Genomic DNA, 26,032 nt, shown 5'->3' with positions numbered 1-26,032 from the left:
CGGTTCAACCTTGCACAGTGTGGGAGTTCGGCCCGATAATCGCCGTCGATATGGCCGTCGCGTGACCGCGCGTGCACGGGCAACTCTCTTCTCGTCACTACGCGCCGCGCCGTGCTCAAAAACTCGCGCTTTGCCGGTCTTCTGCGTATTCCTGGTTTCCTGCCACTCGCCGGCGCCACCCTGATGCTCGGCGTGGCGATGTCCTTCACCGCGCCTTACCTCTCGCTCTTCGGCGTCGAGCGCGCCGGCATGACACCGTTCCGGCTCGGCGTGTTCATGACCGCCATCGCCACGAGCGGTGTGATCGCGAGCACCGCGGCGGGCCGCTGGAGCGACGCCACCGGCAAGCACCGAACCCTGCTGCTCGTCTCGCTGTGCGCCGCCACGCTCGGCTATCTCTGCCTGTGCGTCGTGCGCGATTACCGGCTTCTGCTGCTCGTGGGCATTGCGTTCATTGGCGCGGGCGGTTGCGCGCTCTCGCTCGTGTTCTCGTTCAGCCGCGCGGCGCTGCCCGCGAGCGACGACGCCGAGCGGACCTTTGCGAGCGCGACGCTGCGCACGATTCTCTCCGCCGCGTGGGTGTTCGGGCCCGCGGTTGGCGCGCTCGTGCTGGCCGCCACGAACTTCTACGGGCTGTTCCTGTTCGCGGCGGCGAGCTTCGCGGCTTGCGGCACGATCGTCTGGCGCATGCGCGAGCCGCGCCACGACGAACACGCCGCGCAGCATTTGATGGCGCGTCCCACCTCGGGCGAAGTCGCGCAGGAGATCGGCGCGCAGTACGCGGGCCAGCCGCTCACGCAAGCCGAAGTGCAGCCGGGTGCGCCTCGCGACCCCGCGACGCGCCCGGCGGCGGCAACGGCAAAAGCGAAGGCCAGGGCAGCGCGCGCGCCGGAGCTCGCCGCGGAGGGTTCGCAGAAAGACATCATGCGCGCGATCGTGGCGCTCACACTCGTCGGACTGGCCGCCAACGCGACGATGATCGTGCTGCCGCTCTACATCGTGCATGGCCTGCAGGGCACGCGCATCGATGTGTCGATCATGCTCGGCCTCGGCGCGCTCATGGAGATACCGATGATGCTCGCGCTCGGCGCGCGCGCCTCGGTGCTAAACAAGCCATGGTGGCTGGCCGCCTGCGCTGCGGTGCATGCCGTCTACTTCGTCGCGATGTCGCTGGCGCCGGGCGTGCACGCGTTGATCCCGATGCAGATCCTCAACGCCTTCGTGGTTGCCGTTACGTCGTGTCTTGGCATGACCTTCGTGCAGGATTTGATGCCGTCGTCGCCCGGGCGGGCAACGGCGCTGTTTTTCAACGCGTCGCGGCTCGGCTCGATACTTTCAGGCGTGCTTTCCGGCATGCTCGTGCAGGCGTTCGGTTATCGCGGCACGTTTCTTTTTTGCGGCGCGCTCGCGCTGTGTGCGCTCGTGTTGTTCGCCGTACCCGGCGAGCAGTATCCGAAGATGGCGCGTGCTGTGAGGCGTTATCTGCGTGAGCGCTCAAGCAAGCGGGATTGATCCCCGGCATGACTTTGGATTGCCAGGCAATTTCATTCGAAGAAAAGGGCGGTGCTGCTGCAAACGCACCGCCCTTCATCGACATTTACTGCACCGTTTCTGCGTCCCGCGCGGCGAGCGCTTGCGCGGGCGTTGCGGCGTCGAAGTCTTCCGCATCGACGTCATAGCCCGAAGGCTCCCAGCGAATCGAGAGCAACGCCGCGAGCCCCGCGAGCGGCGCGACCGCGATGATCCAGAACACGCGCGTGCTGAGCGCGGCGGCGAGCACCGGGAACAGGAACAGCGAGACTGTCGAGCTGGTGCGCATGAGCGTCTGGTTGAAGCCGACACCCACGCCGCGCAGCGAGGTCGGGTAGCCGAGCGAGGCGAACGTCATGCTGTGCGAACCGGGGCCGACGCCCTGGCCGAAGAGGAACGCGGCAAGCAGGGCGACCGCGCTGACGACTTCGGGTGCCGTCGCCGGCTTGCCGACGATCGCGAGGCCGACGAGCGCCACGAACTGGATCGCATAGCCCCACACGGTGAGCTTCCACGCACCGAAGCGCGGCACGATACGCACGGCGATCAGCCCGCCCACGAAGGCGAAGCCGAGATTGAGCACGAGCGAGGCGAGCATCGTCGTGAGCATGGACTGCGCGAGGAAGCTCGAGATGATCACGGGCAGGCCGAACGCGACCGCGTTGTACGCGAACGAAGAAGCCACGCCGATGACCGTGGCGAGCACCGTGCGCCGCGTGTAGACGCCGCGCAGCAGCGCGCCGTCGTTCTTCCACGACGCTACGCGCGCCGGCCTGGCCGCGGCGCTGGTCCGCGCGGCGCGCGCCCAAATCGTTTTTGGTTATGAGCTCATGCTGTGCGGGCCAGTCAGTGCCTGTGTCAGTGCATGTAGGTAACGCGGCGCGAGCGGTCGCTCAATCGCAATCCCGCGTCGAGCAGCGCGATGGCGAACCAGCGCGCGGTCTTGAGCATGCCGCTCACGCTCGGCATCGGCAGCCAGTCGTTGAGGAGCTGCACGGCGGCCTCGCTGCGAGTGGACTGCAGGAGCGCGATCACCTGCAGCAGCGATCCTTCGTCCTTCGCGAGTTCGGAGGCGCAGCGGCAGCGCGTGTCGAGCGGGCGGCACGAGGCGCGGCACAGGGTGCTCATCAGCAGATCGAAATAGCCGAAACCTTCCGCGCCGAGCCCCGCGTCGGCGAGCACGCCGCGCCAGTTTTCGGCTTTGGCGTAGGCGTCGCAGTGCGGGCGCAGCCAGGTGCGCACCGCGCGCAGGACGGTCTGCTCGGCGGTGTCGGGGTGATGGACGAAGGTGTCGTCGATCAGCGTGTCATTTCTCGCGAAAGGGGCGGTGTAGTTCATGGAGCCTCCGGTCCCGCACAAATCATTCGGGTGGCGCCGGGTCGTCCGGCATGGGCTCTATTCTGGGATAAATCTTGTCTAAATGCAAATGATTCTCATTTGTAAAAAAGAGGCTGGCGGAGGGAGATGACCTCGCGCAACCGGGAAGGGACTGTTCCAGCCAACGCCCTTAATTACGGGGACACAAGTCGTTAAAGTGCCCGTCATGCGTGTTCCAGTGTTCTGGCGCAACGTGAGAGTTGGCCCCGGCCCCATGAAGGCCGGGGCTTTTTTTTGCACCGCGCCAGGGCGCGCGGGGCGGCCCTGGCACACGTTTTGGTGGCTGTCGGGGGCCATACTCCGCTGCATAAGTCATTGAACCGAAAGAAACAAGTAAGGTATTATTCGGGCCGCGCAGCGTGACAGCCTGCCGCGCGTCATGGCGCCCAGGAGGTCGAAAGCGTTGCTTTCGCGATCAAAAATGGGCTGAAACAGCCTGTTTGTTGTTTTTTCTCTTAGTACGTTTCTGAATAAAAACAATGACTTGTGTCAACCATCGATCCGGCCCGTGTTGTTGCGCTGCAAAACTTCCGTATTCCGTTTACCCTCGTTAACCCTTGAACGTGTGTTGCATTTCGCCTCGTCGCTGACAAATACATTACAGCCAGCCTGGTTCGATTTTCACCCCGCGTCAATCTTTCAAGTTGCTTGCGCACCTGATCGTGCGCCGTGGAAGCTATTTGCTCCGCATTTTTGAGGTCCCGTTGAAATGCAATCCGTTCCATTCCTGAGTCTGGCGATCTGGATTCCCATCCTCTTCGGCGTGGCCGTGCTGCGCCTCGGGTCGGATCGTCATCCGCAGCGTGCCCGCTGGCTGTCGCTCGTTGGCGCCGTCGTCGGTCTGCTGCTGACCCTCCCGCTCATCTCCGGCTTCGATAACCACGCGGCCGGCATGCAGTTCGTCGAATTCCGCGAATGGCTGCCTGAGTTCGGTGTGGCGTGGCGACTCGGGATCGATGGCATTTCGATGTGGCTCGTGGTGCTCACCGCGTTCACGACGCTCGTGATCGTGATCGCCTCGTGGGAATCGATCACGGTGCGCGTGGCCCAGTACTTCGGCGCGTTTCTGATTCTCTCGGGCCTGATGGTCGGCACCTTCGCCGCGACCGACGGGATGCTGTTCTTCGTGTTCTTCGAAGCCACGCTGATCCCGCTGTACCTGCTGATCGGCTCGTGGGGCAATGCCCGCCGCACCTACGCCGCGGTCAAGTTCTTCTTCTTCTCGCTCGCCGGCTCGCTGCTGATGCTGGTGTCGATGCTGTACCTCTACAGCCAGTCGCACACCTTCGACATGTCGGCGTGGCACAACCTCACGCTCGGCTTCATCCCGCAGATCCTGGTGTTCATCGGCTTCTTCGCGGCCTTCGCGGTGAAGGTCCCGATGTGGCCGTTCCACACCTGGCTGCCCGACGTCCACCTCGAAGCGCCGACCGGCGCGACCGTGATGCTGGCCATGCTCAAGCTTGGCGGCTACGGCTTCCTGCGCTTCACGCTGCCGATCACACCTGACGCCGCGCACTTCTTCGCGCCGGCGATCATCACGCTCTCGCTCGTGGCCGTGGTCTACTCGAGCCTGCTCGCGCTCGCGCAGACCGACATGACCAAGCTGCTCGCGTACTCGACGGTCGCCCACATGGGGCTCGTCACGCTCGGCCTGTTCCTCTTCAACCAGATCGGCACCGAAGGCGCGATCGTGCAGATGATCTCGTACGGTTTCGTCTCGGGCGCCATGCTGCTCTCGATCGGCGTGCTGTTCGACCGCACGAAGACGCGCACGATCTCGGCTTACGGCGGCGTCGTCAACGTGATGCCGCGTTACGCCACCTTCATGATGCTGTTCTGCATGGCCAACCTCGGCCTGCCGGGCACGTCGGGCTTCGTGGGCGAGTTCATGGTCATCATGGGCGCGATCCGCGTGAACTTCTGGGTCGGCGCGATCGCCGCGACGACCGTCATCCTGAGCGCTGCGTACACCCTGTGGATGTACAAGCGCGTGATCTTTGGCGCTGTAGCGAACAAGGGCGTTGCGAAGCTGGCCGACATCGGCCGCCGCGAAACGCTGATCTTCGCTTCGCTTGCAGCGTTCGTGCTCGCAATCGGCCTCTACCCGAAGCCGATGACCGACGCGATCGAGCTCTCGGCGGCGAACCTCGTCACCCAGGCCGGTCGCAGCAAGCAACCCGTCGACGATGCAGCGCCTGCTGACGCAGTGCGTGCGGGCACGGACGTTCGTGCTGCGCACTCGCCGACGTGATCACTGAAGATTGACGGCGCAACCAACGCGCCGCATCGCCTCCAGGCGGTGCGGCGCGTTGCTGCGTCCAGGAGTTTTCGAATCTTGAGATTCGAAACATAGCCGCGGCGGCCCGCTGTCAAGGGCAGAGCAGGGCGCGACGTGCGTGTGTTTCCGAGGCGCGACAAACCTCGCGAACACATGCGACAAAGTGTCTCAATCTTCTTTTGACAAAGGTCATTTTCCACATTCATTGATTGCGAAATATCAAAGCGGCTGTATGATGCGGGCGCGCTTCCTTTGTCGGATGTCAGGGGACGCGTCCGGAACAATTCAATGAATGAAATTCAGGCAAACGTGATGAAAAGAACGACCTTTCAAAGGTTACTGCTTCCCGTAAGCGCCGGATTGGCCTTGTGTCTTTCCGGATGCAACATGGAGCTCCTTGACCCCAAGGGAAGTGTGGGCGTGGCGGAAAAGCAGCTGATCGCTACCTCCACATGGGCCATGCTGATCGTGGTGATCCCCGTGATCATCCTGACGCTCTGGTTCGCGTACCGCTACCGCGCGTCGAACCGTAGCGCCACCTACGCGCCGAAGTGGTCGCACTCGACGGCGATCGAAATCGTCGTCTGGACCATCCCGACGCTGATCATTCTTTTCCTCGGCGTGCTCACGTGGAACACCACGCACGAGCTCGACCCCTACAAGCCGCTCGAATCGAACGTCAAGCCGATCAACGTCGAAGTTGTGGCGCTCGACTGGAAGTGGTTGTTCATCTACCCGGATCTCGGTATCGCGACGGTGAACCAGCTGGCCGTGCCCGTCGGCACGCCGGTGAACTTCAGCATCACGTCGGATTCGGTGATGAACTCGTTCTTCATCCCGCAGCTTGGCACCCAGGTTTATGCGATGGCTGGCATGCAGACGCGTCTGCACCTGATCGCCGACCACGCTGGCGACTACGCCGGCCTCTCGGCGAATTTCAGCGGCAAGGGCTTCTCGGACATGAAGTTCCGCACGCTCGCGACGAGCCAGCAAGACTTCGACGCGTGGGTCCAGAAGGTGAAGGCGTCGCAGACGCAGCTTTCCATGGATCAATACGCAACGGTCGCACAGCCGAGCGAGAAGGCTCCGGTTGAGTACTTCTCGACGGTCGACCCGAAGCTCTTCAACAACATCATCGCGAAGTACAACAACGGCCACGTCACGAATTTCAGTGACCCGTCGTGCGTGACCAAGGGGTAAGCCAAGCATGTTCGGAAAACTTACACTGGATGCCATTCCGTATCACGAGCCGATTATCGTCGGCACGATGATCGGCATGGCGCTCATCGGCGCATTGGTGCTCGGCACCGTCACTTACTTCGGTAAGTGGAAATATCTGTGGACGGAGTGGCTGACGAGCGTCGACCACAAGCGTCTGGGCGTGATGTACATCGTCCTCGCCCTCATCATGCTGCTGCGCGGCTTCGCCGACGCAATCATGATGCGTACCCAGCTCGCGCTCGCGTACAACGCGCCGGGCTACCTGCCGCCGCACCACTACGACCAGATCTTCACGGCGCACGGCGTGATCATGATCTTCTTCATGGCGATGGCCTTCATGGTCGGCCTGATGAACATCATCGTGCCGCTGCAGATCGGCGCACGCGACGTCGCGTTCCCGTTCCTGAACTCGCTGTCGTTCTGGATGACCGCAGTCGGCGCCATCCTGCTGATGATCTCGCTCGTCGTGGGTGAGTTCGCGCAGACCGGCTGGCTCGCGTATCCGCCGCTTTCGGAGCTTGCGTACAGTCCTGGGGTAGGGGTCGATTACTACCTGTGGGCGCTGCAGATCTCGGGTGTCGGCACGCTGCTGACCGGCGTGAACTTCTTCGTCACCATCATCAAGATGCGTGCCCCCGGCATGACGATGATGAAGATGCCGGTGTTCACGTGGACGGCGCTGTGCACGAACGTGCTGATCATGGCCGCGTTCCCGATCCTGACCGTGACGCTCGCGCTGCTCGGCCTCGACCGCTACATCGGCACGCACTTCTTCACGAATGACGGCGGCGGCAACGCCATGCTGTACCTGAACCTGATCTGGGCCTGGGGTCACCCCGAGGTGTACATCCTGATCCTGCCGGCGTTCGGTATTTTCTCGGAAGTCGTTGCGACCTACGCGAAGAAGCCGCTGTTCGGCTACAAGACCATGGTCTACGCGACCTGCTCGATCATGGTGCTCTCGTTCCTCGTGTGGCTGCACCACTTCTTCACGATGGGTTCGGGCGCGAACGTCAATGCGTTCTTCGGCATCATGACGATGATCATCGCGATCCCGACGGGCGTGAAGATCTTCAACTGGCTGTTTACGATCTACCGCGGCCGCCTCGAGTTCACCTCGCCGGTGCTCTGGACGATCGGCTTCATGGTCACCTTCACCATCGGCGGCATGACCGGCGTGATGATGGCGATCCCGGGCGCGGACTTCGTGCTGCACAACTCGCTGTTCCTGATTGCTCACTTCCACAACGTGATCATCGGCGGCGTGCTGTTCGGCTACCTCGCCGGCTTCAACTACTGGTTCCCGAAGGCGTTCGGCTTCAAGCTCAACGAAAAGCTCGGCAAGCGCGCGTTCTGGTTCTGGCTCTCGGGCTTCTACGTTGCCTTTACGCCGCTGTACGTGCTGGGCTTCATGGGCGCAACCCGCCGTCTGAATCACTACGACAATCCGGCATGGCAGCCGTGGATGATCATCGCGTGGGTTGGCGCCGTGCTCGTGGCAATCGGCATCGCGCACCAGCTGCTGCAGCTGTACGTGTCGATCCGCGACCGCAACCTGCCGGAAAACCGCGACCTGACGGGCGATCCGTGGGGTGGCCGTACGCTGGAGTGGGCGATGTCGTCGCCGCCGCCGTCGTATAACTTCGCGATCATTCCGCACGTGAGCGAACTCGACGAGTTTGCGCACCTGAAGGAAACCGGCCGCGAAACCGTGGATGTCGCGAACACGAAGTACACCGACATCCACATGCCCTCGAACACGAGCGCGGGTGTGTTCATCGGTTTCTTCAGCCTGGTGCTCGGCTTTGCTGGCATCTGGCACATCTGGTGGCTCATGATCGTTGGCTTCGTCGGCATTGTCGGCACGGCCATCGCGTACAGCTTCCAGAAGAACGAAGGCTATTACATCCCGGCCGCCAAGGTCCGGGCAGACGAAGAAATGCGCAGCCGCGCACTGGTCAAGGCGTTCGAAGACAAGCAACGCCGTGGCAAGGTTGAAGCAGCACTGGAGGCCAACTGATGTTGACGAAAACTAGTGCGGCCGCACTCGCGGAGCACGATCACCACGATCACCCGCCGTCACACTCGGTGTTCGGCTTCTGGCTGTACCTGATGACGGACTGTATTCTGTTCGGCTCGCTGTTCGCAGTGTTCGCCGTGATGCAGAACCAGTTCGCAGGCGGCCCGACGGGCAAGGACCTGTTCGACATTCCGGGCGTGGCCATGGAAACGGCAGTGCTGCTGCTGTCGTCCATCACGTACGGTTTCGCGATGATTGCGGCGTACAAGAAGCGCAACGGCCAGGTTCTGTTGTGGCTGGCCATCACGTTCGCGCTGGGCGCGACCTTCCTGTACTTCGAACTGCATGAATTCGCGCACCTGATCGAAGAAGGCGCGGGCCCGAGCCGCAGCGCGTTCCTCTCGTCGTTCTTCACGCTGGTCGCCACGCACGGTATCCACGTGACGATGGGCATGATCTGGATGATCGTCCTGATGGTTCAGGTCGCGAAGGTCCCGACGCTGGGCGAGCGCGAACTGCGCCGCCTCACGTGCCTGAGCCTTTTCTGGCACTTTCTGGACATCGTCTGGATCTGCGTGTTCTCCTTTGTTTACCTTGCGAGCGTGATCTAAATGAGTGCTCATTCCATCCATGAAGAAGAAAGCCACGGCAGCGTAGGCAGCTACCTGGCAGGTTTCGTCCTGGCGGTGGTGCTCACGGCCGCTTCGTTCTGGCTCGTGCTGCATGGCGGCTTCCCGCGCGAAACCGCGCTGCTCGGCCTTGCCGTGCTGGCTGTGGTGCAGATCGTGGTTCACCTCGTGTTCTTCCTGCACATGAACACGTCGTCGGGTCAGCGCTGGAACGTGACGGCATTTGGCTTCACGGTGTTGACGGTCCTGATCGTGGTCGTCGGTACGCTGTGGGTCATGCACAACGTCAGCATGAACATGATGTCGCGTTAAGCGCTCATCGTTGCTGGACTTGCGCTTCGCTCGCTTCGGGTGAAGCGCAAATGGAAACGCCGCCGGGCCTTCAGGCCGGCGGCGTTTTTTTTTGCGGCCTGCCAGGCGCTTATGCGCCGAAGCGCTGACGCACGACTTCCGCGACGGCCTTGCCGAGCCGGTGGTGTTGCGAGGCTTCGTAGTGAATGCCATCAGTAGGGCTGACGGTGGCGAATTCGCCGGCGTCGAGAAACGCCGAGCCGTACTTCACGGCGACGCGCTCGTAAAGCGGGGCAAGCAGGCGCGACCTGGCAGCGCCGCCTGTGAAGATATCGCCGAGGAAGCCAATCTCTTCGATCGGTGCCGGCGACATGAGCAGCACGTGCGGCGTCGAGCCGCCCGGACCCGCGCGACACGCGACGAGCGTTTCGAGCAGCACGTCCACCGAGTTCGCAATGTCGGTGGGCGTGACGGAAAAGCGTGTCTTGAGGTCGTTGGTGCCGAGCATCAGCGCGACCACGTCGACCGGCAACTGGCTTTCGAGGCATGGGCGCAGGTAGGCGTGCCCGTTCTTGTGCCGTCCTTCGATGGGATCGTCGTGAACCGTGGTGCGCGCGGGCAGGCCTTCCTCGATGATCATCCAGCCTGGCCCGAGCGCCTCACGCAGTACGCCGGGCCAGCGGTCGGCGGGGCCGAATCGCTCGGAGACGCCGGGCACGGTCAGCGGCTTCGTGCCGTGCGTATTGGAATCGCCGTAACAGAGCAGGGTGCGTGACGTCATGGGTTGCCTCTTCCTGGTTACCTGGTTGCGGGGCGCGATGCAATGCCACTACTCATCATGGGAGATTACTAGACGACTGGTCTAATCGCTCTGTAACATGTCGCCTCATGAATGCAGCGGCAGCCGTTGAAGTGCGGCAACACATCCTCGATACCGCCATGCCCATACTGCTGGGCAAGGGCTTTTCCGCAGTCGGACTCAATGAGATCCTCGCGGCCGCCGGTGTGCCTAAAGGGTCGTTCTATCACTATTTCGGCTCGAAGGAAGCGTTCGGCGAAGCGTTGCTCACGTCATATTTCGCCGAGTATGCGGAGCGTCTCGACGATCTGCTCGTGCGCGCGCCGGGCACGGCAGCCGAGAAGCTGATGCGCTACTGGGACGACTGGCGGCTGATCCAATGCGCCGACGATCCGGTGGGCAAATGTCTCGCGGTGAAACTGGGTGCGGAGGTCAGCGACCTGTCCGAGGCGATGCGCGAGGCGCTGCGTCTCGGCACCGACGCGACGATCTCGCGCATTGCCGCATGTCTCGAGGCAGGCCGCGCGGATGGCTCGCTCGTGGGCGTGAACGACGCCGCGACCATGGCGGTGACGCTCTACGAACTGTGGCTCGGCGCGACTCTGCTCGAGAAGATCCACCGCGACCGCAAGCCGCTCGACGCCGCCATGGCGACCACGCGCATCCTGTTGAACCTGCCTCCGAGCGACTAATCGAACGCGAAGCCGCGGCAGCGCGTGAGGTGCGCGCGATTGTCGCGCATTGTGCGCAATATCTAGACGACCGGTCTAATAGTGTATGAAGAGACCGGTTTCCGAAGGGCGTGCGAGCGCCCGAACCCAACCCAGAAAGGAAGGCCGATGAAGGTACTGATCGTTTTGACCTCGCACGAGGACCTCGGCAACACGGGCAAGAAGACGGGCTTCTGGCTCGAGGAATTCGCCGCGCCGTACTACGCGCTGCGCGACGCTGGCGCTGCACTCACGCTCGCATCGCCCAAGGGCGGCCAGCCGCCGCTCGATCCGAAGAGCAGCGATCCCTCCGCGCAGACCGATGCGACGCGGCGTTTCGCGTCCGATACCGAGGCGCAAGCGGCGCTTGCCAATACGAAACGTCTCGCCGATATCGACGCAAGCGCGTTCGACGCCGTGTTCTACCCTGGTGGCCACGGCCCGCTCTGGGACCTGGCCGAGGATCCGGTTTCGATCGCGCTGATCGAAAAGACGATCGCCGCGGGCAAGCCTGTCGCCGCTGTCTGCCATGCGCCGGGCGTGCTGCGTCACGTAAAGGGGGCGGACGGCCGGCCGCTCGTGGCCGGCAAGTCGGTCACCGGTTTTTCGAATGACGAAGAGGCCGCCGTGCAATTGACGGACGTCGTGCCGTTCCTCGTCGAGGACATGCTCAAGGCCAACGGCGGCCAGTACTCGAAGGCCGCCGACTGGCAAGCGCACGTCGCAACCGACGGCCTGCTCATCACGGGCCAGAATCCGGCTTCGTCGGAGCCGGTTGCCGAAGCCTTGCTCGCGGCGCTGCGCCGCGCTTGATGTTGCGCGAACGCGCTCGTCTTTGGCGAGCGCGTTCGCTTCCCTCGATTTCCTTTCGGCAATGCTGCGAGGCGCGCTCGCAGCGCGTGTCCGGCTGCGCGTTGCCGCAAGGAAATCCCGTTTTTGCCAACCGGCGCAGGCGCCGCGCGACGCGCGACCTGTGCCAAGAAAGGAGCTGTAGATGTCCGCATTGTTCGAACCGTTCAAGCTCAAGGGCGTGTCCCTGCGCAACCGCATCGCCGTGCCGCCGATGTGCCAGTACATGGCTGTCGATGGCGTGATCAACGACTGGCACCACGTCCACTACGCGCAGATCGCGCGCGGCGGCGCGGGCCTCGTGATCGTCGAGGCGACGGCGGTTTCGCCCGAAGGCCGCATCACGCCGGCTTGCACGGGCCTGTGGAACGACGCGCAGATGGAGGCGTTCAAGCCTACCGTCGCGGCGATCAAGGCGGCGGGCGCGGTGCCCGGCATCCAGATTGCGCACGCGGGCCGCAAGGCGAGCGCGAACCGCCCGTGGGAAGGCGACGACCACATCGCCGAAGGCGACGCGCGCGGCTGGCAGACCATCGCGCCCTCGGCAACGGCGTTTGGCGCGCATCTGCCGAAGGTGCCGAAGGCGATGACGCTTGACGACATCGCATGCGTGCGTGAGGACTTCGTGGCCGCGGCCAGGCGCGCGCTCGAAGCCGGCTTCGAATGGCTCGAACTGCACTTTGCGCACGGCTACCTCGGCCAGAGCTTTTTCTCGACGCATTCGAACCAGCGCGACGATATCTATGGCGGCAGCCTCGAAAACCGCAGCCGTTTCCTGCTGGAAACGCTGGCCGCCGTGCGCAAGGTCTGGCCGGAGCATCTGCCGCTGACGGCGCGCTTTGGCGTGATCGAGTACGATGGCCGCGACGAGGAAACGCTGGCCGAATCGATCGAACTGGCCAAGGGCTTCAAGCGCGAAGGCCTCGACATGCTGGGCGTGAGCGTCGGTTTCTCGACGCCCGCCGCGCAGATTCCGTGGGCGCCTGCGTTCCTCGCGCCGATCGCACAAAAGGTGCGTCGCGCAGCCGGCCTGCCGGTGTCGTCGGCATGGGGTATCGGCACGCCGGAACTGGCCGAGCGCTCGGTGGCGAAGGAGCAACTCGACGTCGTGATGGTCGGGCGCGCGCATCTCGCGAATCCGCACTGGCCGTATTTCGCGGCCCAGGAACTGGGCGTCGAACGCGCCGCGTGGACCTTGCCCGCGCCGTACGCGCACTGGCTCGAGCGCTACAAGGTTGGCTGAATGTTGCCGACCGGTACAACCGTTGACGATGAGGGAATGCCGATGACCGTCTATCTATTCGCGAGCATCACGCCGAAGTCCGAGCACGTCGCCGACGTGGAGGCGCTGATGCGTGACATGGTTTCGCACACGCGCAAGGAACCGGGCAACTTGCGCTACGACCTGCTGCGCCGCGCCGATGGCGCGCCGGGTTTTTACCTTTACGAGACCTATGTCGACGAAGTCGCAGTGCAGGCGCATCGCGAAAGCGCGCACTTCGTGGCGTACCGCGCGAAGATCGGTGCGTGGGTGACGGAACCGCCTGAGGTGAAGCTATTGAAGGGCGTGGACGTCGCGGACTGAGGCCGCGCTTCTTGCCGCAATCGTTGCGGCGATCCAGTCACGCGCCGGACATCGCTTTGCAGCGGTGTCCGGCGCGTTTTTCATTGAGCGGCCGTGCGCTGCCTAGCCCGCCATATCGAGCACGACGCGGCCTTCGATCGCGCCGCGCTCCATGCGCGCGAACACGTCGTTGATGTTCTCCAGCTTGTCGGTGGAGACGGTTGCCTTGACCTTGCCTTCCTGTGCGAACATCAGCGACTCTTCAAGGTCGAGACGCGTGCCGACGATCGAGCCGCGCACCGTCACGCCGCCCAGCACCATGTCGAAGATCGGCAGCGGAAAGTCGCCGGGCGGCAGGCCGTTCAACGACACCGTGCCGCCCCGGCGCACCATGCCGAGCGCCTGCGAAAACGCAATGGGCGAGACCGCGGTAACGAGCACGCCGTGCGCGCCGCCAATTTCCTTCTTCAGATACGCAGCGGGATCGGTGGTTTTCGCGTTGACCGTCACGGTTGCGCCGAGGCGTTTCGCCAGTTCGAGCTTGGTATCGTCGACATCGACGGCGGCGACGTTGAGCCCCATCGCGCGCGCGTATTGCACGGCCATGTGGCCGAGGCCGCCCACGCCGGAAATCACGACCCAGTTGCCGGGGCGCGTGTCGGTGACTTTCAGGCCCTTGTAGACCGTCACGCCGGCACAGAGCACGGGTGCGATTTCGATGAAGTCGATATTTTTCGGCAGCAGACCGACGTAATTCGCGTCGGCCTTGGCGTACTGCGCGAAGCCGCCATTGACCGAATAGCCGGTGTTCTGCTGCTGCTCGCAAAGCGTTTCCCAACCGCCGAGGCAATGGTCGCAATGGCCGCATGCCGAATAGAGCCACGGAATGCCGACGCGATCGCCTTCCTTCACGTGCGTGACGCCCGCGCCCACACCCACGACATAGCCCACGCCCTCGTGACCGGGAATGAACGGCGGCTGCGGCTTCACGGGCCAGTCGCCGTGCGCGGCGTGCAGGTCCGTATGGCACACGCCGCACGCCTCGATTTTCACGAGCAGCTCGCCGGGTCCCGGGGTGGGGACGGCCACTTCTTCCAGCACGAGGGGTTTGCCAAATGCGCGGACTACCGCGGCTTGCATCGTCTTGCTCATCGTCGGGCTCCTGTCGAAGCTGAGTGGCGGCGGGCGGCCGGATGCGTTGCGCATCGCGGTGTCGCCGCACGTCCGCCTGCCTTTCAAGTTTGAAGGAAAGGTTTTTCGTCTGCGATGAACGTGCTCAATAGTTGGTAATGAAACGGGTGAGAAGTTTTCGAAAGAAACTGCCGTTAATATTGGGCAAGGTTTGGTAACGACTCCGTTGCACGAATTCAGTGACCCCGATGCAGAACGACTCCCTTTTCGAACGCGCCGGTGAGAGCCATTTCGCCGGCGACCTGCCGCGCGCGCGTCAGTTGTACACGCAATTGCTCGAAGCCGATGCAGCGCACGCGGGTGCGATGTTTCGCCTCGGCGTGATCGGCTTGCAGGAAGGCGCGCCGGTCGATGCGATCGGCTGGCTGCAGCGCGCGCTCGCCGTCGAGCCCGGTCAGCGGCGCTACCGCGAAGCATTGGGGCAGGCCTATGCCATGGCCGCGCGCCATGCCGATGCGGCGCAGATCTATCGCGCTCTGCTGGCGGACGACGCGTCGTCCGCCGATCTCTGGTGCGGGCTCGGCGCGGCACTGCAGGCGCAGGGTGCGCTGGCGGAAGCGGTGGCGGCGTGGCGGGCCGCGCTCGAGCGCGAGGCGAACCGGGCCGACGCCTGGAACAACCTCGGCAATGGCCTGCGTCTGCTGGGCGATTCCGGCGAGGCGCAGACCGCGTATCGCCGCGCACTCGCCTTGCAACCGGGCGATGCCAACGCATTGACGAACCTCGGCACGCTGCTGCAGGAAGCGGGGCAGGACGAGGAGGCGCTCGAAAGCTTGCGCGCTGCGCTGGCGGCCGCGCCGGACACGGCCGTCGCGATGATCAACCTCGGCGTGCTGCTGACGCGCCTCGAGCGTCTGGACGAGGCGTTGCCCCTGCTCGAACGCGCGCTGGCCATCGAACCTCCTATCGCGCATGCGGCCTACAACTACGGCGTCGCGCTGCAGGCGCGCGGCCGTCTGCGCGACGCCGAAGCGCAGTATCGCCGCGCGCTCGCGCTCGACCCGGCGCATGCGGAAGCGGCCAACAACCTTGGGAATGTCTGCCGCGATCTCGGTGATTATCAGGCTGCACGCGTAGCGTACGAAACGGCCATCCGCGCCCGGCCGGATTTCGTCGACGCGTTCAACAACGCCGCCAACCTGATGCGCACGCTCGGCAGCCTCGACGAGGCGCAAGCGCTGTTGCGCCAGGCCCTCGACTTCGATCCATCCCGCTCGGCCACGCTCAACAATCTCGGCAACGTGCTCAAGGACTGCGGGGACCTGGACGGAGGCATCGAATGCTTTCGCCGGGCAGTGGCGAGCGAGCCCGGCAACCTCATCGCGCATAGCAACCTTCTGTACGCATTGTCGTTCCAGGCCGTAGATCCGCAGGTGATTCTCGACGAGGCGAGACGGTGGTCCGCGCAGCACGAAGCGCCGCTCGGCGTGCAACACACGCAGGCGCCTGTCGAAGCCGCGGCGGGAAGGCGCTTGCGCATCGGTTACGTATCGGGCGATTTTCGTGAGCATTGCCAGGCATTGTTCATGATGCCGCTGTTCGCCCACCACGACCGCACGCGCTTCGAGATTCACGCGTATTCGAGCGTGGTCAGGCCCGATGCGACGACCGCGCGACTTGCCGCGCACGTCGACGAGTGGCACGACGTGCGCACATTGAGCGACGCGGCGCTGGCGGACCGGATCCGTGCGGACGGCATCGATGTCCTCGTCGATCTCACGATGCACATGTCCGATGGCCGGCCTCTGCTGTTTGCGCGCAAGCCGGCGCCGGTGCAGGTCGCCTGGCTCGCCTATCCCGGCACGACGGGAATCGGCGCGATGGACTGGCGGCTGACCGATCCGTGGCTCGATCCGCCTGCGCACGATAGCCACTACAGCGAAAAGTCGTGGCGTTTGCCGCACACGTTCTGGTGCTATGACCCACTTGCTTCGGAACCCGAAGTGAATGCGCCGCCGGCATCGAGTGCGGGACACGTCACGTTCGGCAGCTTGAATAACCCATGCAAGCTCACCGATACGACACTGAATCTGTGGGCTCGTGTACTCGCCCGCTTGCCTGCGGCGCGCCTCGTGCTCATGGCCGCCGAGGGCGAAGCGAGGCGCCGCCTCGCACAGCGGCTCGCGCGGGCCGGCATCGACTCGGCGCGCGTGCGGTTCCTGCCCTTCCGGCCGCGCGCCGATTATCTGCGCAGCTATCACGAGGTCGATCTCGGGCTCGACACGTTGCCGTACAACGGCCATACCACCTCGCTCGACGCGCTGTGGATGGGGGTGCCCGTCATCACGCGCATCGGGCCGACCGTGGCGGGGCGCGCGGGCTTGAGCCAGCTCGCGAACCTCGGCCTTACCGAATTGGCCGCCGATTCCGACGACGCCTTCGTGGAGACGGCGGCGAGTCTCGCGAACGACCTGCCGCGCCTCGCGAATCTGCGCGCGACGCTGCGCGAACGCATGGCGAATTCGCCGCTGATGGACGGCGAACGCTTCGCGCGTGGCGTCGAGGCGGCGTACGAAGGCATGTGGCGCGCCGCGGCGCAATAGGACGATCTGGCGCGCAAATACGGGCAACCGGCGGCGGGGACTCAGCCGAACGGCCCTCCAGCGTGCTGTATAAATATACAGTAGAATCCTAGCCTGACAGCCAGGGCCGCGCGCCGATTTCCCGCGCGCGCCGCGCTGCAAGTTGCCGGGCCGCGCCGCGTATTCGCCCCATTTCGCGCGCCGTCCGGCCCCACGCGTGTGATCCAGCCGGAATGCCAGCGCAAGTGAGCGAAAACCGATCCATCCGAATCCGTGGTGCCCGCCAGCACAATCTCAAGAACCTCGACCTCGACCTGCACACCGGCGAAATGACGGTCGTCACCGGGCCTTCGGGCTCGGGTAAGTCGAGCCTCGTCTTCGACACGCTTTACGCAGAAGGCCAGCGCCGTTACGTCGAAACGTTCAGCGCTTACGCGCGTCAGTTCCTCGACCGCATGGACCGGCCGCAGGTCGATCGCGTGGACGGCGTGCCGCCCGCCATCGCCATCGACCAGACCAACCCGGTGCGCAGTTCGCGCTCCACGGTCGGCACGATGACGGAACTGAACGACCACCTGAAGCTGCTGTACGCGCGCGCAGCGAATCTGTTCGACCGTGTCACGGCGCAGCCTGTGCGCCACGACACGCCGGAGACGATTTACGCCGAACTGATGGCGCGTACGGCCGCGGGCGACCCGCGTCTCGTGGTCACGTTTCCAGTCGAGTTGCCCGATACGACCACCGAGGAGGAAGTCGCGCAGTGGCTCTCCGCGAGCGGCTATACGCGCGTCCAGGCGCAGCGCGAGGTGAAGACCGCCGAAGGCACACGCAAGCTGCTCGACGTGGTCGCCGACCGCTTGCGCATGCAGAACGTGGAGAAGAGCCGCGCGATCGAGGCGATCGAAGCCTCCCTCAAGCGCGGCAGCGGGCGTGTCAACATTTACGTGCTCGAGAGCGGCGACGCCGAAGCCGCGGCCGAGCCGCAGATCTGGCGCTTCTCGACGGGGCTGCATTGCCCGGACAGCGATCTGCGCTACGCCGATCCGCAGCCCGCGTTGTTCTCGTTCAACTCGGCCTACGGCGCCTGCGACGCGTGCCGCGGGTTTGGCCGCGTGATCGGCGTGGATTGGGGCCTCGTGATCCCCGACGAGCGCAAGACGCTGCGCGGTGGCGCGATCAAGCCGCTGCAAACGCCGGCGTGGAAGGAATGCCAGGACGACCTGATGCGCTACGCCGCGAAGGCCGGCATTCCGCGCGATACCGCATGGTCGGAACTGACGCAGGCGCAGCGCGACTGGGTCATCAACGGCGCGCCGGACTGGAAGGGCAGCTGGCAAACGCAGTGGTACGGCGTGAAGCGCTTCTTCCAGTATCTGGAGTCGAAGGCGTACAAGATGCACATTCGCGTGCTGTTGTCGAAGTACCGCAGCTACACGCCGTGCGAAACCTGCGGCGGCGCACGCCTGAAAACCGAGGCTCTGCAATGGCGCCTCGGCACGCAGCAGAATGCGGACGACGTGCTCGCGCCTTCGGGGCGTTTCCTGCCGCACGGCGTGGACTGGACGCGCGCGCAACTCGAAGCGTTGCCGGGCCTCACCGTGCACGACGTGATGCTGCTGCCGATCGAGCGCATTCGCCGCTTCTTCGACAATCTTTCGCTTTCCTCAGCATTGCTGGATGATGCGCTGAAGCTGCTGCTCGAGGAAGTGCGCACGCGCCTGAAGTATCTCTGCGACGTGGGCCTCGGCTATCTCACGCTCGACCGCCAGAGCCGCACGCTCTCGGGCGGCGAAGTGCAGCGTATCAACCTGACCACGGCGCTCGGCACGTCGCTCACGAAAACCCTGTTCGTGCTCGACGAGCCGAGTATCGGGCTGCATCCGCGCGACCTCAATCGTATCGTCGAAGCGATGCATCGCCTGCGCGATGCGGGTAACACGCTCGTCGTGGTCGAGCACGATCCTTCCGTGATGCTCGCGGCCGACCGCCTCATCGACATGGGCCCCGGCCCTGGCGAGCGCGGCGGCACGATCGTCTACGACGGCACGCCGAACGATATCCGCTCCTCGGGCACCCTGACGGGCGAGTACCTGGGCGGCCACCGCGCCGTCGCCGACGCTTCGCACTGGGAGCGGCGCCCGGTTGACGCGTCCACGCCGAACCTTCTGCTCGAAGGCGCGAGCGAGCACAACCTGCGCGACGTGACCGTGCAGATTCCGCTGCAGCGCCTCGTTTGCGTGACGGGCGTTTCGGGTTCGGGTAAATCGACGTTGGTGCAGGACGTGCTCTATCCCGCGCTTGCGCGGCATCTGGGCAAAGCGACGGAAGCGCCGGGCACGTTCCGCAAGCTGAGCGGCGCGGAGCAGATCAGCGACGCCGTGTTCGTCGACCAGTCGCCGATCGGCAAGACGGCGCGCTCGAATCCGGCCAGCTATGTCGGCGCGTTCGACGAGATCCGCAAGCTGTTCGCCAAGGCGACGCTCGCGAAACAGCGCGGCTATACGGCGGGCATGTTCAGCTTCAACTCGGGCGAAGGCCGCTGCCCGACCTGTGGCGGCTCGGGCTTCGAGCACATCGAAATGCAGTTCCTGAGCGATGTGTACCTGCGTTGCCCCGATTGCGACGGCAGCCGCTATCGCGCGGAAGTGCTCGAAGTGAAGATCGAGCGCGCTGGCCGTACGCTTTCGGTGGCGGACGTGCTCGACCTCACGGTGAGCGAAGCGGTGCAATGCTTCGCTGAGGATGCCGAAGTGTTGCGCGTGCTCCAGCCTATCGTGGACGTGGGCCTCGAATACGTGAAGCTTGGCCAGCCGGTGCCGACGCTCTCGGGCGGCGAGGCGCAGCGCCTGAAGCTCGCGGGCTATCTCGCCGAAACTGCGCAGTCGCGCGGCAAGGAAGCGGGCGGCCGTCTCTTCATGTTCGACGAACCGACCACGGGTCTGCATTTCGACGACATCGCCAAGCTGATGCGCGCCTTTGGCAAGCTGCTCGCGGGCGGTCATTCGCTGCTGGTAATCGAACATAACCTCGACGTGATCCGCGCCGCCGACTGGCTGATCGATCTCGGTCCCGAAGGCGGCGACGCCGGCGGCGAAGTGGTGTGCGTCGGCACGCCCGAAGACGTGATCGCATGCCCGCGTTCGCATACGGGCGCGGCGCTCGAGCGCTATGAGGCCGCACTTGGCAGCAGCGTCGAACTGCTCGCCGAAGAAGAGGGCGTGGCGCTGCAAACCGCATTGCGTGCCGCGCAGGCGCGCCGCGAGGTGCAGGGCGAGGATGTGGTGCGTATCGTGAATGCGCGCGAGCACAACCTCAAGGCGCTCGATGTCGATATTCCGCACGGCCGCTTCAACGTCATCACGGGCGTGTCGGGCTCGGGCAAGTCCACGCTCGCGTTCGACATCCTCTTTCACGAAGGCCAGCGGCGCTACCTCGAATCGCTCAATGCGTATGCGCGTTCGATCGTGCAGCCTGCGGGCCGTCCCGAAGTCGATGCCGTGTATGGCATTCCGCCGACCGTCGCGATCGAGCAGCGCCTTTCGCGCGGCGGACGCAAGAGCACGGTCGCCACGACCTCCGAGGTGTGGCACTTCCTGCGTCTGCTATACGTGAAGCTAGGCGTGCAGCACTGCGTGCATGACGGCACGCCTGTCACGTCGCAGAGCGTCGATGCGATCGTCGCGCAGCTGCTGCGCGAACATCGCGGCCAGCATGTCGGTTTGCTCGCGCCACTCGTCGTCAATCGCAAGGGTGTCTACACCGATCTCGCGAAGTGGGCGAAGGCGCGCGGCAACACACATCTGCGCGTGGATGGCGAATTCGTGTCCGTCGCGCCGTGGCCCAAGCTCGACCGCTTCCGCGAGCATACGATCGAGTTGCCCGTGGGCGACCTCGTGATCGAGCCTGAAAACGAGGCGCAATTGCGTACGATGCTCGGCGCGACTCTCGAAGCGGGCAAGGGCATCGTGCACTTGCTCGCGCCGCTCGACGGCCTCGATCATGTGCTTGGCAATGGCGGTTCGACGGTGAGCATCGGTGAGGTGAAGGTGCTTTCGACGCGGCGCGCCTGCCCGGTGTGCGGCACGAGCTATCCCGAACTCGATCCGCGCATGTTTTCGTACAACAGCAAGCACGGCTGGTGCACGACCTGCGTGGGCACGGGCCTCGCGCTCACGCGCGAACAGCGCGCCGCCTACGACGACACGATCGTCGCCGAAGACGGCCGTGGCCGCGAGCAAACCTTGCCTTCGGAAGAGCAGGAACCCGACGGCATGGTCGACGAGCCGTGCCACGATTGCGGCGGCACGCGCCTGAATCCGGTGGCGCGCGCCGTGACGTTCGACGCGCATCCCATCGTCGACGTCGCGCAGTGGACCGTGGCGGAGACGCGCGGCTGGATCGATACGCTGAAGCTCAATGGCCGCGACGCGCAGATCGCACGCGACGTGGTCAGCGAAATCCGCAGCCGGCTGCAGTTCCTGGAAGAAGTGGGGCTCGGCTATCTGAGCCTCGATCGCGCCGCGCCGAGCCTTTCGGGTGGCGAGGCGCAGCGCATTCGTCTCGCCGCGCAACTGGGCAGTAACTTGCAGGGCGTGTGCTACGTGCTCGACGAACCGACCATCGGCCTGCATCCGCGCGACAACCAGATCCTGCTCGACGCGCTGCGCAGCCTCGGCGAGAAGGGCAACACGCTCGTCGTGGTCGAGCACGACGAGGACACGATCCGGCGCGCCGATCACATCATCGACATCGGTCCGAGCGCTGGCAAGCGCGGCGGCCGCGTGGTCGCGCAGGGCAGCGTGGCCGATCTCGCGGCGCAGCCCGATTCGCTCACGGGCCGCTATCTCGCGCAGCCGATCCAGCACCCGCTGCAGCCGCGCCGCGAAGTGCGTCCTGCGCGCGCGGGACGCGAGGCGGTGCCGGGCCAATGGCTCACCGTGCATGGCGGCAAGCTGCACAACCTGCGCAACGTGACCGCGCAGATCCCGCTCGGCCGTCTCGTGGCGATTACGGGCGTGAGCGGCTCCGGCAAGTCCACGCTCGCGCGCGACGTGCTGCTTTCCAATCTGCTCGACGCCGTGGGGCGTTCGGTGCTGTCTTCGCCTGCCGAGCGCCGCGCGCGCAAGGCGGTGAAGGAGAAAGCGCCGAGCGCGGCGGAACGACGTTCGAGCGTGCTCGCGCGCACGAGCACGAAGCCGAAGCTCGAGGTTTCGCATACGTGGCAGGGCTGCGATTCGATTAGCGGGTGGGAAAGCATCGACCGAGTGCTCGAAGTCGACCAGACGCCGATCGGCAAAACGCCGCGCTCGTGCCCCGCGACCTATATCGGCGTGTGGGACGCGATCCGCCGCCTTTTCGCCGATACGCTCGAGGCGCGCGCCCGCGGCTATAGCGCGTCGCGTTTCTCGTTCAATACCGGCGACGGACGTTGTCCCGCGTGCGAAGGCCAGGGCGTGCGCACCATCGGCATGAGCTTCCTGCCCGACGTGAAGGTGCCGTGCGACGTGTGCCACGGCCAGCGCTTCAATCCGGAAACGCTGGCCGTGACGTGGCGCGGCCGGAACATCGGCGAAGTGCTGACGATGGAAATCGATGAGGCGGTGGAGTTCTTCGGCTCGATCACGAGTATTTCGCACCCGTTGCAGCTCATGAAGGACGTGGGGCTCGGCTACCTCACGCTCGGCCAGCCTTCTCCCACGCTCTCGGGCGGCGAGGCGCAGCGCATCAAGCTCGTGACCGAGCTCTCGAAGGTGCGCGACGACATCACGCGCCGCGGCCAGAAGGCGCCGCACACGCTCTACGTGCTCGACGAGCCCACGGTGGGCCTGCATATGGCCGACGTGGCGCGCCTCATCAGCGTGCTGCACCGGCTCGCGGACGCGGGGCATAGCGTCGTCGTGATCGAGCATGACCTCGACGTGATCGCCGAAGCCGACTGGATCATCGATCTCGGGCCGGAAGGCGGCGTGGGCGGCGGCACGATCGTCGCCGCGGCCGATCCCGAAGCGCTCGCGAAGGTGCGGGCGAGCCATACCGGTGCGGCGCTCGCGCCCGTCCTGGCGCGCGGCCAGGGCGACGTGAACGTTGCCGAAAGGAAACCTGCACCAGAGCGGCGCGCGACCGGCGCAGCGGCTTCGCGCTAAAGGAACGGAGCGGGCCGCAAAGGCCCGCTCCGCCTTGAAACCGCTTGATCTGTGCCGCGAGCGCAAGGTATCATGGGTTCCGCTTGCAGCAAACGTTCGCTCACCTGTAGCGGCGTCAACTGAGAGCGGAGCAGCGGACTGCAGATCCCCTCCGAACCGGTCGCGGGCTCCACGCCCAGGCCACTTCATCAGTGCAGCAAGGCTTCGCAGTTCGTTCGCGAAGCCTTTGTCTTTTCAGGGAAGACGATTCTCTGCCGATCGTTGTATCGGTGCCTTGCCCTTGACGAAGCGAGAGGAATTAATCGATGTTCGACCTCGATGGAGAGGCGCGCGAACGGCTCATCGTGTGGATTCGACGCCGTATGGAAGAGTACGGCATTACGTTCGAAGAGCTTGAAGCGTCTATTGCCGAAAGCGAAAAACTACCCAAGTACCGCGACGCATACGGGAATACGTGGAATGGCGAGGGCGATATGCCGCCCTGGCTGTTGCGCTATAAGCACGCGGGACAGGATATCGAGCATTTTCGCTGCTAGGCATGACGGTGCGTGAAGGCGCGCCGGTGTTGCCCTTTCGACCGCCAGACCGTTCGCGGCGCATGCCGCAAAGCCCGCGCAATGGCGCGGCGCCCAGTATTATTCAGCATGGTTTTAAAATGCCTTTCGGCGCGAGCCGGGATTTAATTGCGCCTCCTAATGTGCCGCGCCGGCTAAGGCGCGCAATGAATTCCGCATTCTTTTTTGCTGGCATTTGCGCGCGTAATTAGTCAGCTTTTTTGAAAACTCCGGTTGGCTGCGCGATCAAGCTGCGCGACAATCTCGCCCATTGCGTTCTTGCTGCGGCAGGGAGGTAGTCATGGCGATACTCGTGCTGGGCCTCGTGATTTTCATTGGTGTCCATTCGATCCGCATCGTGGCAGGGCCCTGGCGCGCCGCGCAGATCGAGCGCCTGGGTCCGCGTGCCTGGCGAGGCGCGTTCGCGTTGCTTTCCATTCTGGGCTTCGTCCTGATCGTCTATGGTTACGGTCTATCACGCCGCTATCCCGTGCCGATCTGGCTGCCGCCGTTCTGGATGGCGCATGTCACGGCACTCCTCACCGCCATTGCCTTCATCCTGCTCGTCGCGGCCTATGTGCCGGGTAATCACTTCAAGCGCGCGGTCGGCCAGCCGTTCGTGAGCGGTGTCGCGCTTTGGGCGTTCGCGCATCTGCTCGCAAACGGCACGCTCAACGACATCATTCTCTTCGGGGTTTTCCTCGTCTGGGCGTTGTTCGAGCTGCGGGGCGAGAACCGGCGCGACCGCGAAGCCGGGGTGGTCTATCCGCCGGGACAAGTTTCGCGCGATGCGATCGTCGTCGTGGTCGGACTTGTGGTCTGGGCCGTGTTCGCCTTCTGGCTGCATGGCGTGCTGATCGGTGTGCGGCCGCTCGGCTGAGCGCGCGGCGGGCCGCAGGCGCACGGCAAAAAAAGAAGCCTGCGCATGGCAGGCTTCACAAGGTACAGCTCGGAGTTCCGCGATCAGATCGCAGCGGCACGATCATAGGGCCGGTTCATGAAAGCCACGTGAAAGTCCGCACGATCCGGCTCGCGTATCCGTCGATGCATTAAAGATCGAAGAACACCGTTTCCCGTGCGCCCTGCATGCGGATGTCGAACGTGTAGACGATGCTGCCGGCCTGCTCGCTGCGGCGCGCGATGAGCGTGTCGCGGCGCGCGGCGGGCACGGCTGAGAGCACCGGGTCCGCGGCGTTGGCGGCGGCTTCGTCTTCGAAATAGATGCGCGTGAAGGTGTGCGTGAGCATCCCGCGCATCATCACGATCACGTTCAGATGCGGCGCTTCGCCGGCGTTCTCGACGCCCGGCTTCACGGTATGCACGATGAAGCGGTGCTGCGCATCCGTGCCCGTGCCCACGCGTGCAAAACCGCGGAAGCCGTCTCTGGCGATTGCCTCGCGCGAAGCCGGATAACGGCCGTTTGCATCGACCTGCGAAAACTCGAGCATTGCGTCGAACACGGCCTTGCCGTCGCCGTCGATCACGCGGCCGATCAGCGTGATGTGCTCGCCCGGCGTTTCAGGCCCGACCACGTTGGCCGTGAAGAGGCTCTTGAAATCGAAGTCGTATTGCTGCGGACACAGGCCGTAAGCGAAGTACGGGCCGACCGTTTGCGAAGGCGTTTCCTTGAGTGCCATGGTTCAACGCTCCGTGGGGGTTTGATTCGGGCCGCGCAGCACGATGTCGAATTCGTAGCCGAGCGCGTAGCCTTCTTCGGTGGTGTCGAGCGAGAAGCGCGAAATCATGCGCTCGCGTGCGTCTTCGGGCGTGCCTTGGTAGATCGGGTCGAACGCGAGCAGCGGGTCGCCGGGGAAATACATCTGCGTGACGAGACGCGAGCCGAAATAATCGCCGAACAGCGAGAAGTGGATGTGATTCGGACGCCAGGCGTTCGGGTGATTGCCCCAGGGATACGCGCCCGGCTTGATCGTGAGGAAGCGATAGCGGCCGTCGTTATTGGTGATCGCGCGGCCAGCGCCGAGGAAGTTGGGATCGAGCGGCGCGTCGTGCTGGTCCTGCTTGTGGACATAGCGGCCGGCGGCGTTGGCCTGCCAGATTTCGACGAGCGTGTTGCGCACCGGCTTGCCGCCTTCGTCGAGCACGCGGCCCGTGACGATGATGCGCTCGCCGAGCGGCGCGCCGTTCCTGGCCGCGTTGCGCGTGAGGTCGTGATCGAGCGCGCCGAGGTCGTCGGTGCCGTACACGGGCGCGTGCTGGTTGCGCAGCTTTTCTTTCAGAGGAATGAGCGGGAGCGTGGGGCCGCGTTTGACCGACGAACGGTACGGCGGATAAACGTATGCGGGGTGCGAGTCGAAGTCGCGCGGCGACAGGATGGACTCGGCCATGGGGTG

General features: G+C 64.6%; 19 protein-coding genes and 1 pseudogene. 14 read left to right on the top strand and 6 right to left on the bottom strand.

Features of this window, described 5'->3' with window-relative positions:
* Positions 1 to 111 precede the first annotated feature (111 nt).
* Positions 112 to 1,512, top strand: coding sequence for a sugar efflux transporter (locus tag M3A49_RS29085; RefSeq protein ID WP_266232083.1), 1,401 nt, complete (start codon positions 112 to 114; stop codon positions 1,510 to 1,512).
* 85 nt (positions 1,513 to 1,597) lie between these two features.
* On the opposite strand, the pseudogene M3A49_RS29080 reads toward M3A49_RS29085, so the two are convergent.
* Together M3A49_RS29080 and M3A49_RS29075 are read right to left on the bottom strand one after the other, a co-directional pair.
* Positions 1,598 to 2,308: pseudogene (locus tag M3A49_RS29080) on the bottom strand (MFS transporter); the annotation flags it as partial.
* Between the two features lie 80 nt (positions 2,309 to 2,388).
* Positions 2,389 to 2,868 (bottom strand): hypothetical protein, encoded by a 480-nt coding sequence (locus M3A49_RS29075; RefSeq protein WP_266232082.1) that lies wholly within the window; start codon positions 2,866 to 2,868, stop codon positions 2,389 to 2,391.
* 748 nt (positions 2,869 to 3,616) lie between these two features.
* Here M3A49_RS29075 and M3A49_RS29070 point away from each other — a divergent pair.
* The 5 genes from M3A49_RS29070 (at position 3,617) to cyoD (ending at position 9,370) form a co-directional block, all read left to right on the top strand.
* Positions 3,617 to 5,161: an NADH-quinone oxidoreductase subunit M gene (locus M3A49_RS29070; protein ID WP_254355038.1), complete on the top strand. Its 1,545-nt coding sequence runs from the start codon at positions 3,617 to 3,619 to the stop codon at positions 5,159 to 5,161.
* 339 nt (positions 5,162 to 5,500) lie between these two features.
* Entirely contained in the window at positions 5,501 to 6,388 is an 888-nt protein-coding gene (cyoA, locus tag M3A49_RS29065; RefSeq protein WP_028204958.1) for a ubiquinol oxidase subunit II, read from the top strand.
* Between the two features lie 7 nt (positions 6,389 to 6,395).
* On the top strand, positions 6,396 to 8,429 hold the full coding sequence (gene cyoB / locus M3A49_RS29060) for a cytochrome o ubiquinol oxidase subunit I (protein WP_254355037.1): 2,034 nt from the start codon (positions 6,396 to 6,398) through the stop codon (positions 8,427 to 8,429).
* The gene (cyoC, locus tag M3A49_RS29055; protein ID WP_266232081.1) at positions 8,429 to 9,040 is read left to right on the top strand and encodes a cytochrome o ubiquinol oxidase subunit III; all 612 of its coding nucleotides are present in this window, start codon (positions 8,429 to 8,431) and stop codon (positions 9,038 to 9,040) included. Before cyoB ends, cyoC begins: the two co-directional genes overlap by 1 nt.
* Positions 9,041 to 9,370, top strand: coding sequence for a cytochrome o ubiquinol oxidase subunit IV (gene cyoD, locus M3A49_RS29050; protein ID WP_158759630.1), 330 nt, complete (start codon positions 9,041 to 9,043; stop codon positions 9,368 to 9,370).
* A gap of 109 nt (positions 9,371 to 9,479) precedes the next feature.
* Here the strand turns inward: cyoD and M3A49_RS29045 are convergent, their stop codons facing one another.
* Complete coding sequence (locus M3A49_RS29045; RefSeq protein ID WP_266232080.1) at positions 9,480 to 10,130, bottom strand: SGNH/GDSL hydrolase family protein; 651 nt, start codon at positions 10,128 to 10,130, stop codon at positions 9,480 to 9,482.
* A gap of 107 nt (positions 10,131 to 10,237) precedes the next feature.
* Between M3A49_RS29045 and M3A49_RS29040 the strand changes: the two genes are divergently transcribed.
* The 4 genes from M3A49_RS29040 to M3A49_RS29025 all read left to right on the top strand — a co-directional run bounded on the left by M3A49_RS29040 (position 10,238) and on the right by M3A49_RS29025 (position 13,292).
* Complete coding sequence (locus M3A49_RS29040) at positions 10,238 to 10,840, top strand: TetR/AcrR family transcriptional regulator (RefSeq protein ID WP_254355034.1); 603 nt, start codon at positions 10,238 to 10,240, stop codon at positions 10,838 to 10,840.
* 147 nt (positions 10,841 to 10,987) lie between these two features.
* Positions 10,988 to 11,671 (top strand): type 1 glutamine amidotransferase domain-containing protein, encoded by a 684-nt coding sequence (locus tag M3A49_RS29035; RefSeq protein WP_254355033.1) that lies wholly within the window; start codon positions 10,988 to 10,990, stop codon positions 11,669 to 11,671.
* Positions 11,672 to 11,852: 181 nt separating this feature from the next.
* The gene (locus M3A49_RS29030; RefSeq protein WP_266232079.1) at positions 11,853 to 12,950 is read left to right on the top strand and encodes an NADH:flavin oxidoreductase/NADH oxidase; all 1,098 of its coding nucleotides are present in this window, start codon (positions 11,853 to 11,855) and stop codon (positions 12,948 to 12,950) included.
* A 42-nt stretch (positions 12,951 to 12,992) separates the two neighbouring features.
* Complete coding sequence (locus M3A49_RS29025) at positions 12,993 to 13,292, top strand: putative quinol monooxygenase (RefSeq protein ID WP_254355031.1); 300 nt, start codon at positions 12,993 to 12,995, stop codon at positions 13,290 to 13,292.
* A 102-nt stretch (positions 13,293 to 13,394) separates the two neighbouring features.
* Here M3A49_RS29025 and adhP read toward each other — a convergent pair whose 3' ends face one another.
* Positions 13,395 to 14,423, bottom strand: coding sequence for an alcohol dehydrogenase AdhP (adhP, locus tag M3A49_RS29020; RefSeq protein WP_266232078.1), 1,029 nt, complete (start codon positions 14,421 to 14,423; stop codon positions 13,395 to 13,397).
* A 227-nt stretch (positions 14,424 to 14,650) separates the two neighbouring features.
* On the opposite strand from adhP, the gene M3A49_RS29015 reads away from it, so the two are divergent.
* From M3A49_RS29015 to M3A49_RS29000, 4 genes are all read left to right on the top strand, one after another.
* A complete protein-coding gene (locus M3A49_RS29015; RefSeq protein WP_266232077.1) occupies positions 14,651 to 17,005 on the top strand; it encodes a tetratricopeptide repeat protein in 2,355 nt (784 codons plus the stop codon).
* A 224-nt stretch (positions 17,006 to 17,229) separates the two neighbouring features.
* Positions 17,230 to 23,127 (top strand): excinuclease ABC subunit UvrA, encoded by a 5,898-nt coding sequence (uvrA, locus tag M3A49_RS29010; RefSeq protein ID WP_266232076.1) that lies wholly within the window; start codon positions 17,230 to 17,232, stop codon positions 23,125 to 23,127.
* Positions 23,128 to 23,432: 305 nt separating this feature from the next.
* On the top strand, positions 23,433 to 23,663 hold the full coding sequence (locus M3A49_RS29005) for an H-NS family nucleoid-associated regulatory protein (RefSeq protein ID WP_028205031.1): 231 nt from the start codon (positions 23,433 to 23,435) through the stop codon (positions 23,661 to 23,663).
* Positions 23,664 to 23,982: 319 nt separating this feature from the next.
* Entirely contained in the window at positions 23,983 to 24,561 is a 579-nt protein-coding gene (locus M3A49_RS29000) for an NnrU family protein (RefSeq protein ID WP_266232075.1), read from the top strand.
* A gap of 169 nt (positions 24,562 to 24,730) precedes the next feature.
* On the opposite strand, the gene pcaG is transcribed toward M3A49_RS29000, so the two are convergent.
* Together pcaG and pcaH are read right to left on the bottom strand one after the other, a co-directional pair.
* The gene (gene pcaG / locus M3A49_RS28995) at positions 24,731 to 25,318 is read right to left on the bottom strand and encodes a protocatechuate 3,4-dioxygenase subunit alpha (RefSeq protein ID WP_266232074.1); all 588 of its coding nucleotides are present in this window, start codon (positions 25,316 to 25,318) and stop codon (positions 24,731 to 24,733) included.
* 3 nt (positions 25,319 to 25,321) lie between these two features.
* The gene (pcaH, locus tag M3A49_RS28990; RefSeq protein WP_266232073.1) at positions 25,322 to 26,026 is read right to left on the bottom strand and encodes a protocatechuate 3,4-dioxygenase subunit beta; all 705 of its coding nucleotides are present in this window, start codon (positions 26,024 to 26,026) and stop codon (positions 25,322 to 25,324) included.
* Positions 26,027 to 26,032 lie beyond the last annotated feature (6 nt).

This window comes from Paraburkholderia sp. CNPSo 3076 (assembly GCF_026343935.1).
Taxonomy (GTDB): domain Bacteria; phylum Pseudomonadota; class Gammaproteobacteria; order Burkholderiales; family Burkholderiaceae; genus Paraburkholderia; species Paraburkholderia nodosa.
The sequence above is the reverse complement of the archived record's forward strand: the minus strand, read 5'-3'. Positions and strand labels throughout refer to the sequence as shown.

Coding starts and splice junctions, on each gene's coding strand:
- M3A49_RS29075 (WP_266232082.1), bottom strand. CDS start 2,868: ATGAACTACACCGCCCCTTTCGCGAGAAATGACACGCTGATCGACGAC.
- M3A49_RS29070 (WP_254355038.1), top strand. CDS start 3,617: ATGCAATCCGTTCCATTCCTGAGTCTGGCGATCTGGATTCCCATCCTC.
- cyoA (WP_028204958.1), top strand. CDS start 5,501: ATGAAAAGAACGACCTTTCAAAGGTTACTGCTTCCCGTAAGCGCCGGA.
- cyoB (WP_254355037.1), top strand. CDS start 6,396: ATGTTCGGAAAACTTACACTGGATGCCATTCCGTATCACGAGCCGATT.
- cyoC (WP_266232081.1), top strand. CDS start 8,429: ATGTTGACGAAAACTAGTGCGGCCGCACTCGCGGAGCACGATCACCAC.
- cyoD (WP_158759630.1), top strand. CDS start 9,041: ATGAGTGCTCATTCCATCCATGAAGAAGAAAGCCACGGCAGCGTAGGC.
- M3A49_RS29045 (WP_266232080.1), bottom strand. CDS start 10,130: ATGACGTCACGCACCCTGCTCTGTTACGGCGATTCCAATACGCACGGC.
- M3A49_RS29040 (WP_254355034.1), top strand. CDS start 10,238: ATGAATGCAGCGGCAGCCGTTGAAGTGCGGCAACACATCCTCGATACC.
- M3A49_RS29035 (WP_254355033.1), top strand. CDS start 10,988: ATGAAGGTACTGATCGTTTTGACCTCGCACGAGGACCTCGGCAACACG.
- M3A49_RS29030 (WP_266232079.1), top strand. CDS start 11,853: ATGTCCGCATTGTTCGAACCGTTCAAGCTCAAGGGCGTGTCCCTGCGC.
- M3A49_RS29025 (WP_254355031.1), top strand. CDS start 12,993: ATGACCGTCTATCTATTCGCGAGCATCACGCCGAAGTCCGAGCACGTC.
- adhP (WP_266232078.1), bottom strand. CDS start 14,423: ATGAGCAAGACGATGCAAGCCGCGGTAGTCCGCGCATTTGGCAAACCC.
- M3A49_RS29015 (WP_266232077.1), top strand. CDS start 14,651: ATGCAGAACGACTCCCTTTTCGAACGCGCCGGTGAGAGCCATTTCGCC.
- M3A49_RS29005 (WP_028205031.1), top strand. CDS start 23,433: ATGTTCGACCTCGATGGAGAGGCGCGCGAACGGCTCATCGTGTGGATT.
- M3A49_RS29000 (WP_266232075.1), top strand. CDS start 23,983: ATGGCGATACTCGTGCTGGGCCTCGTGATTTTCATTGGTGTCCATTCG.
- pcaG (WP_266232074.1), bottom strand. CDS start 25,318: ATGGCACTCAAGGAAACGCCTTCGCAAACGGTCGGCCCGTACTTCGCT.
- pcaH (WP_266232073.1), bottom strand. CDS start 26,026: ATGGCCGAGTCCATCCTGTCGCCGCGCGACTTCGACTCGCACCCCGCA.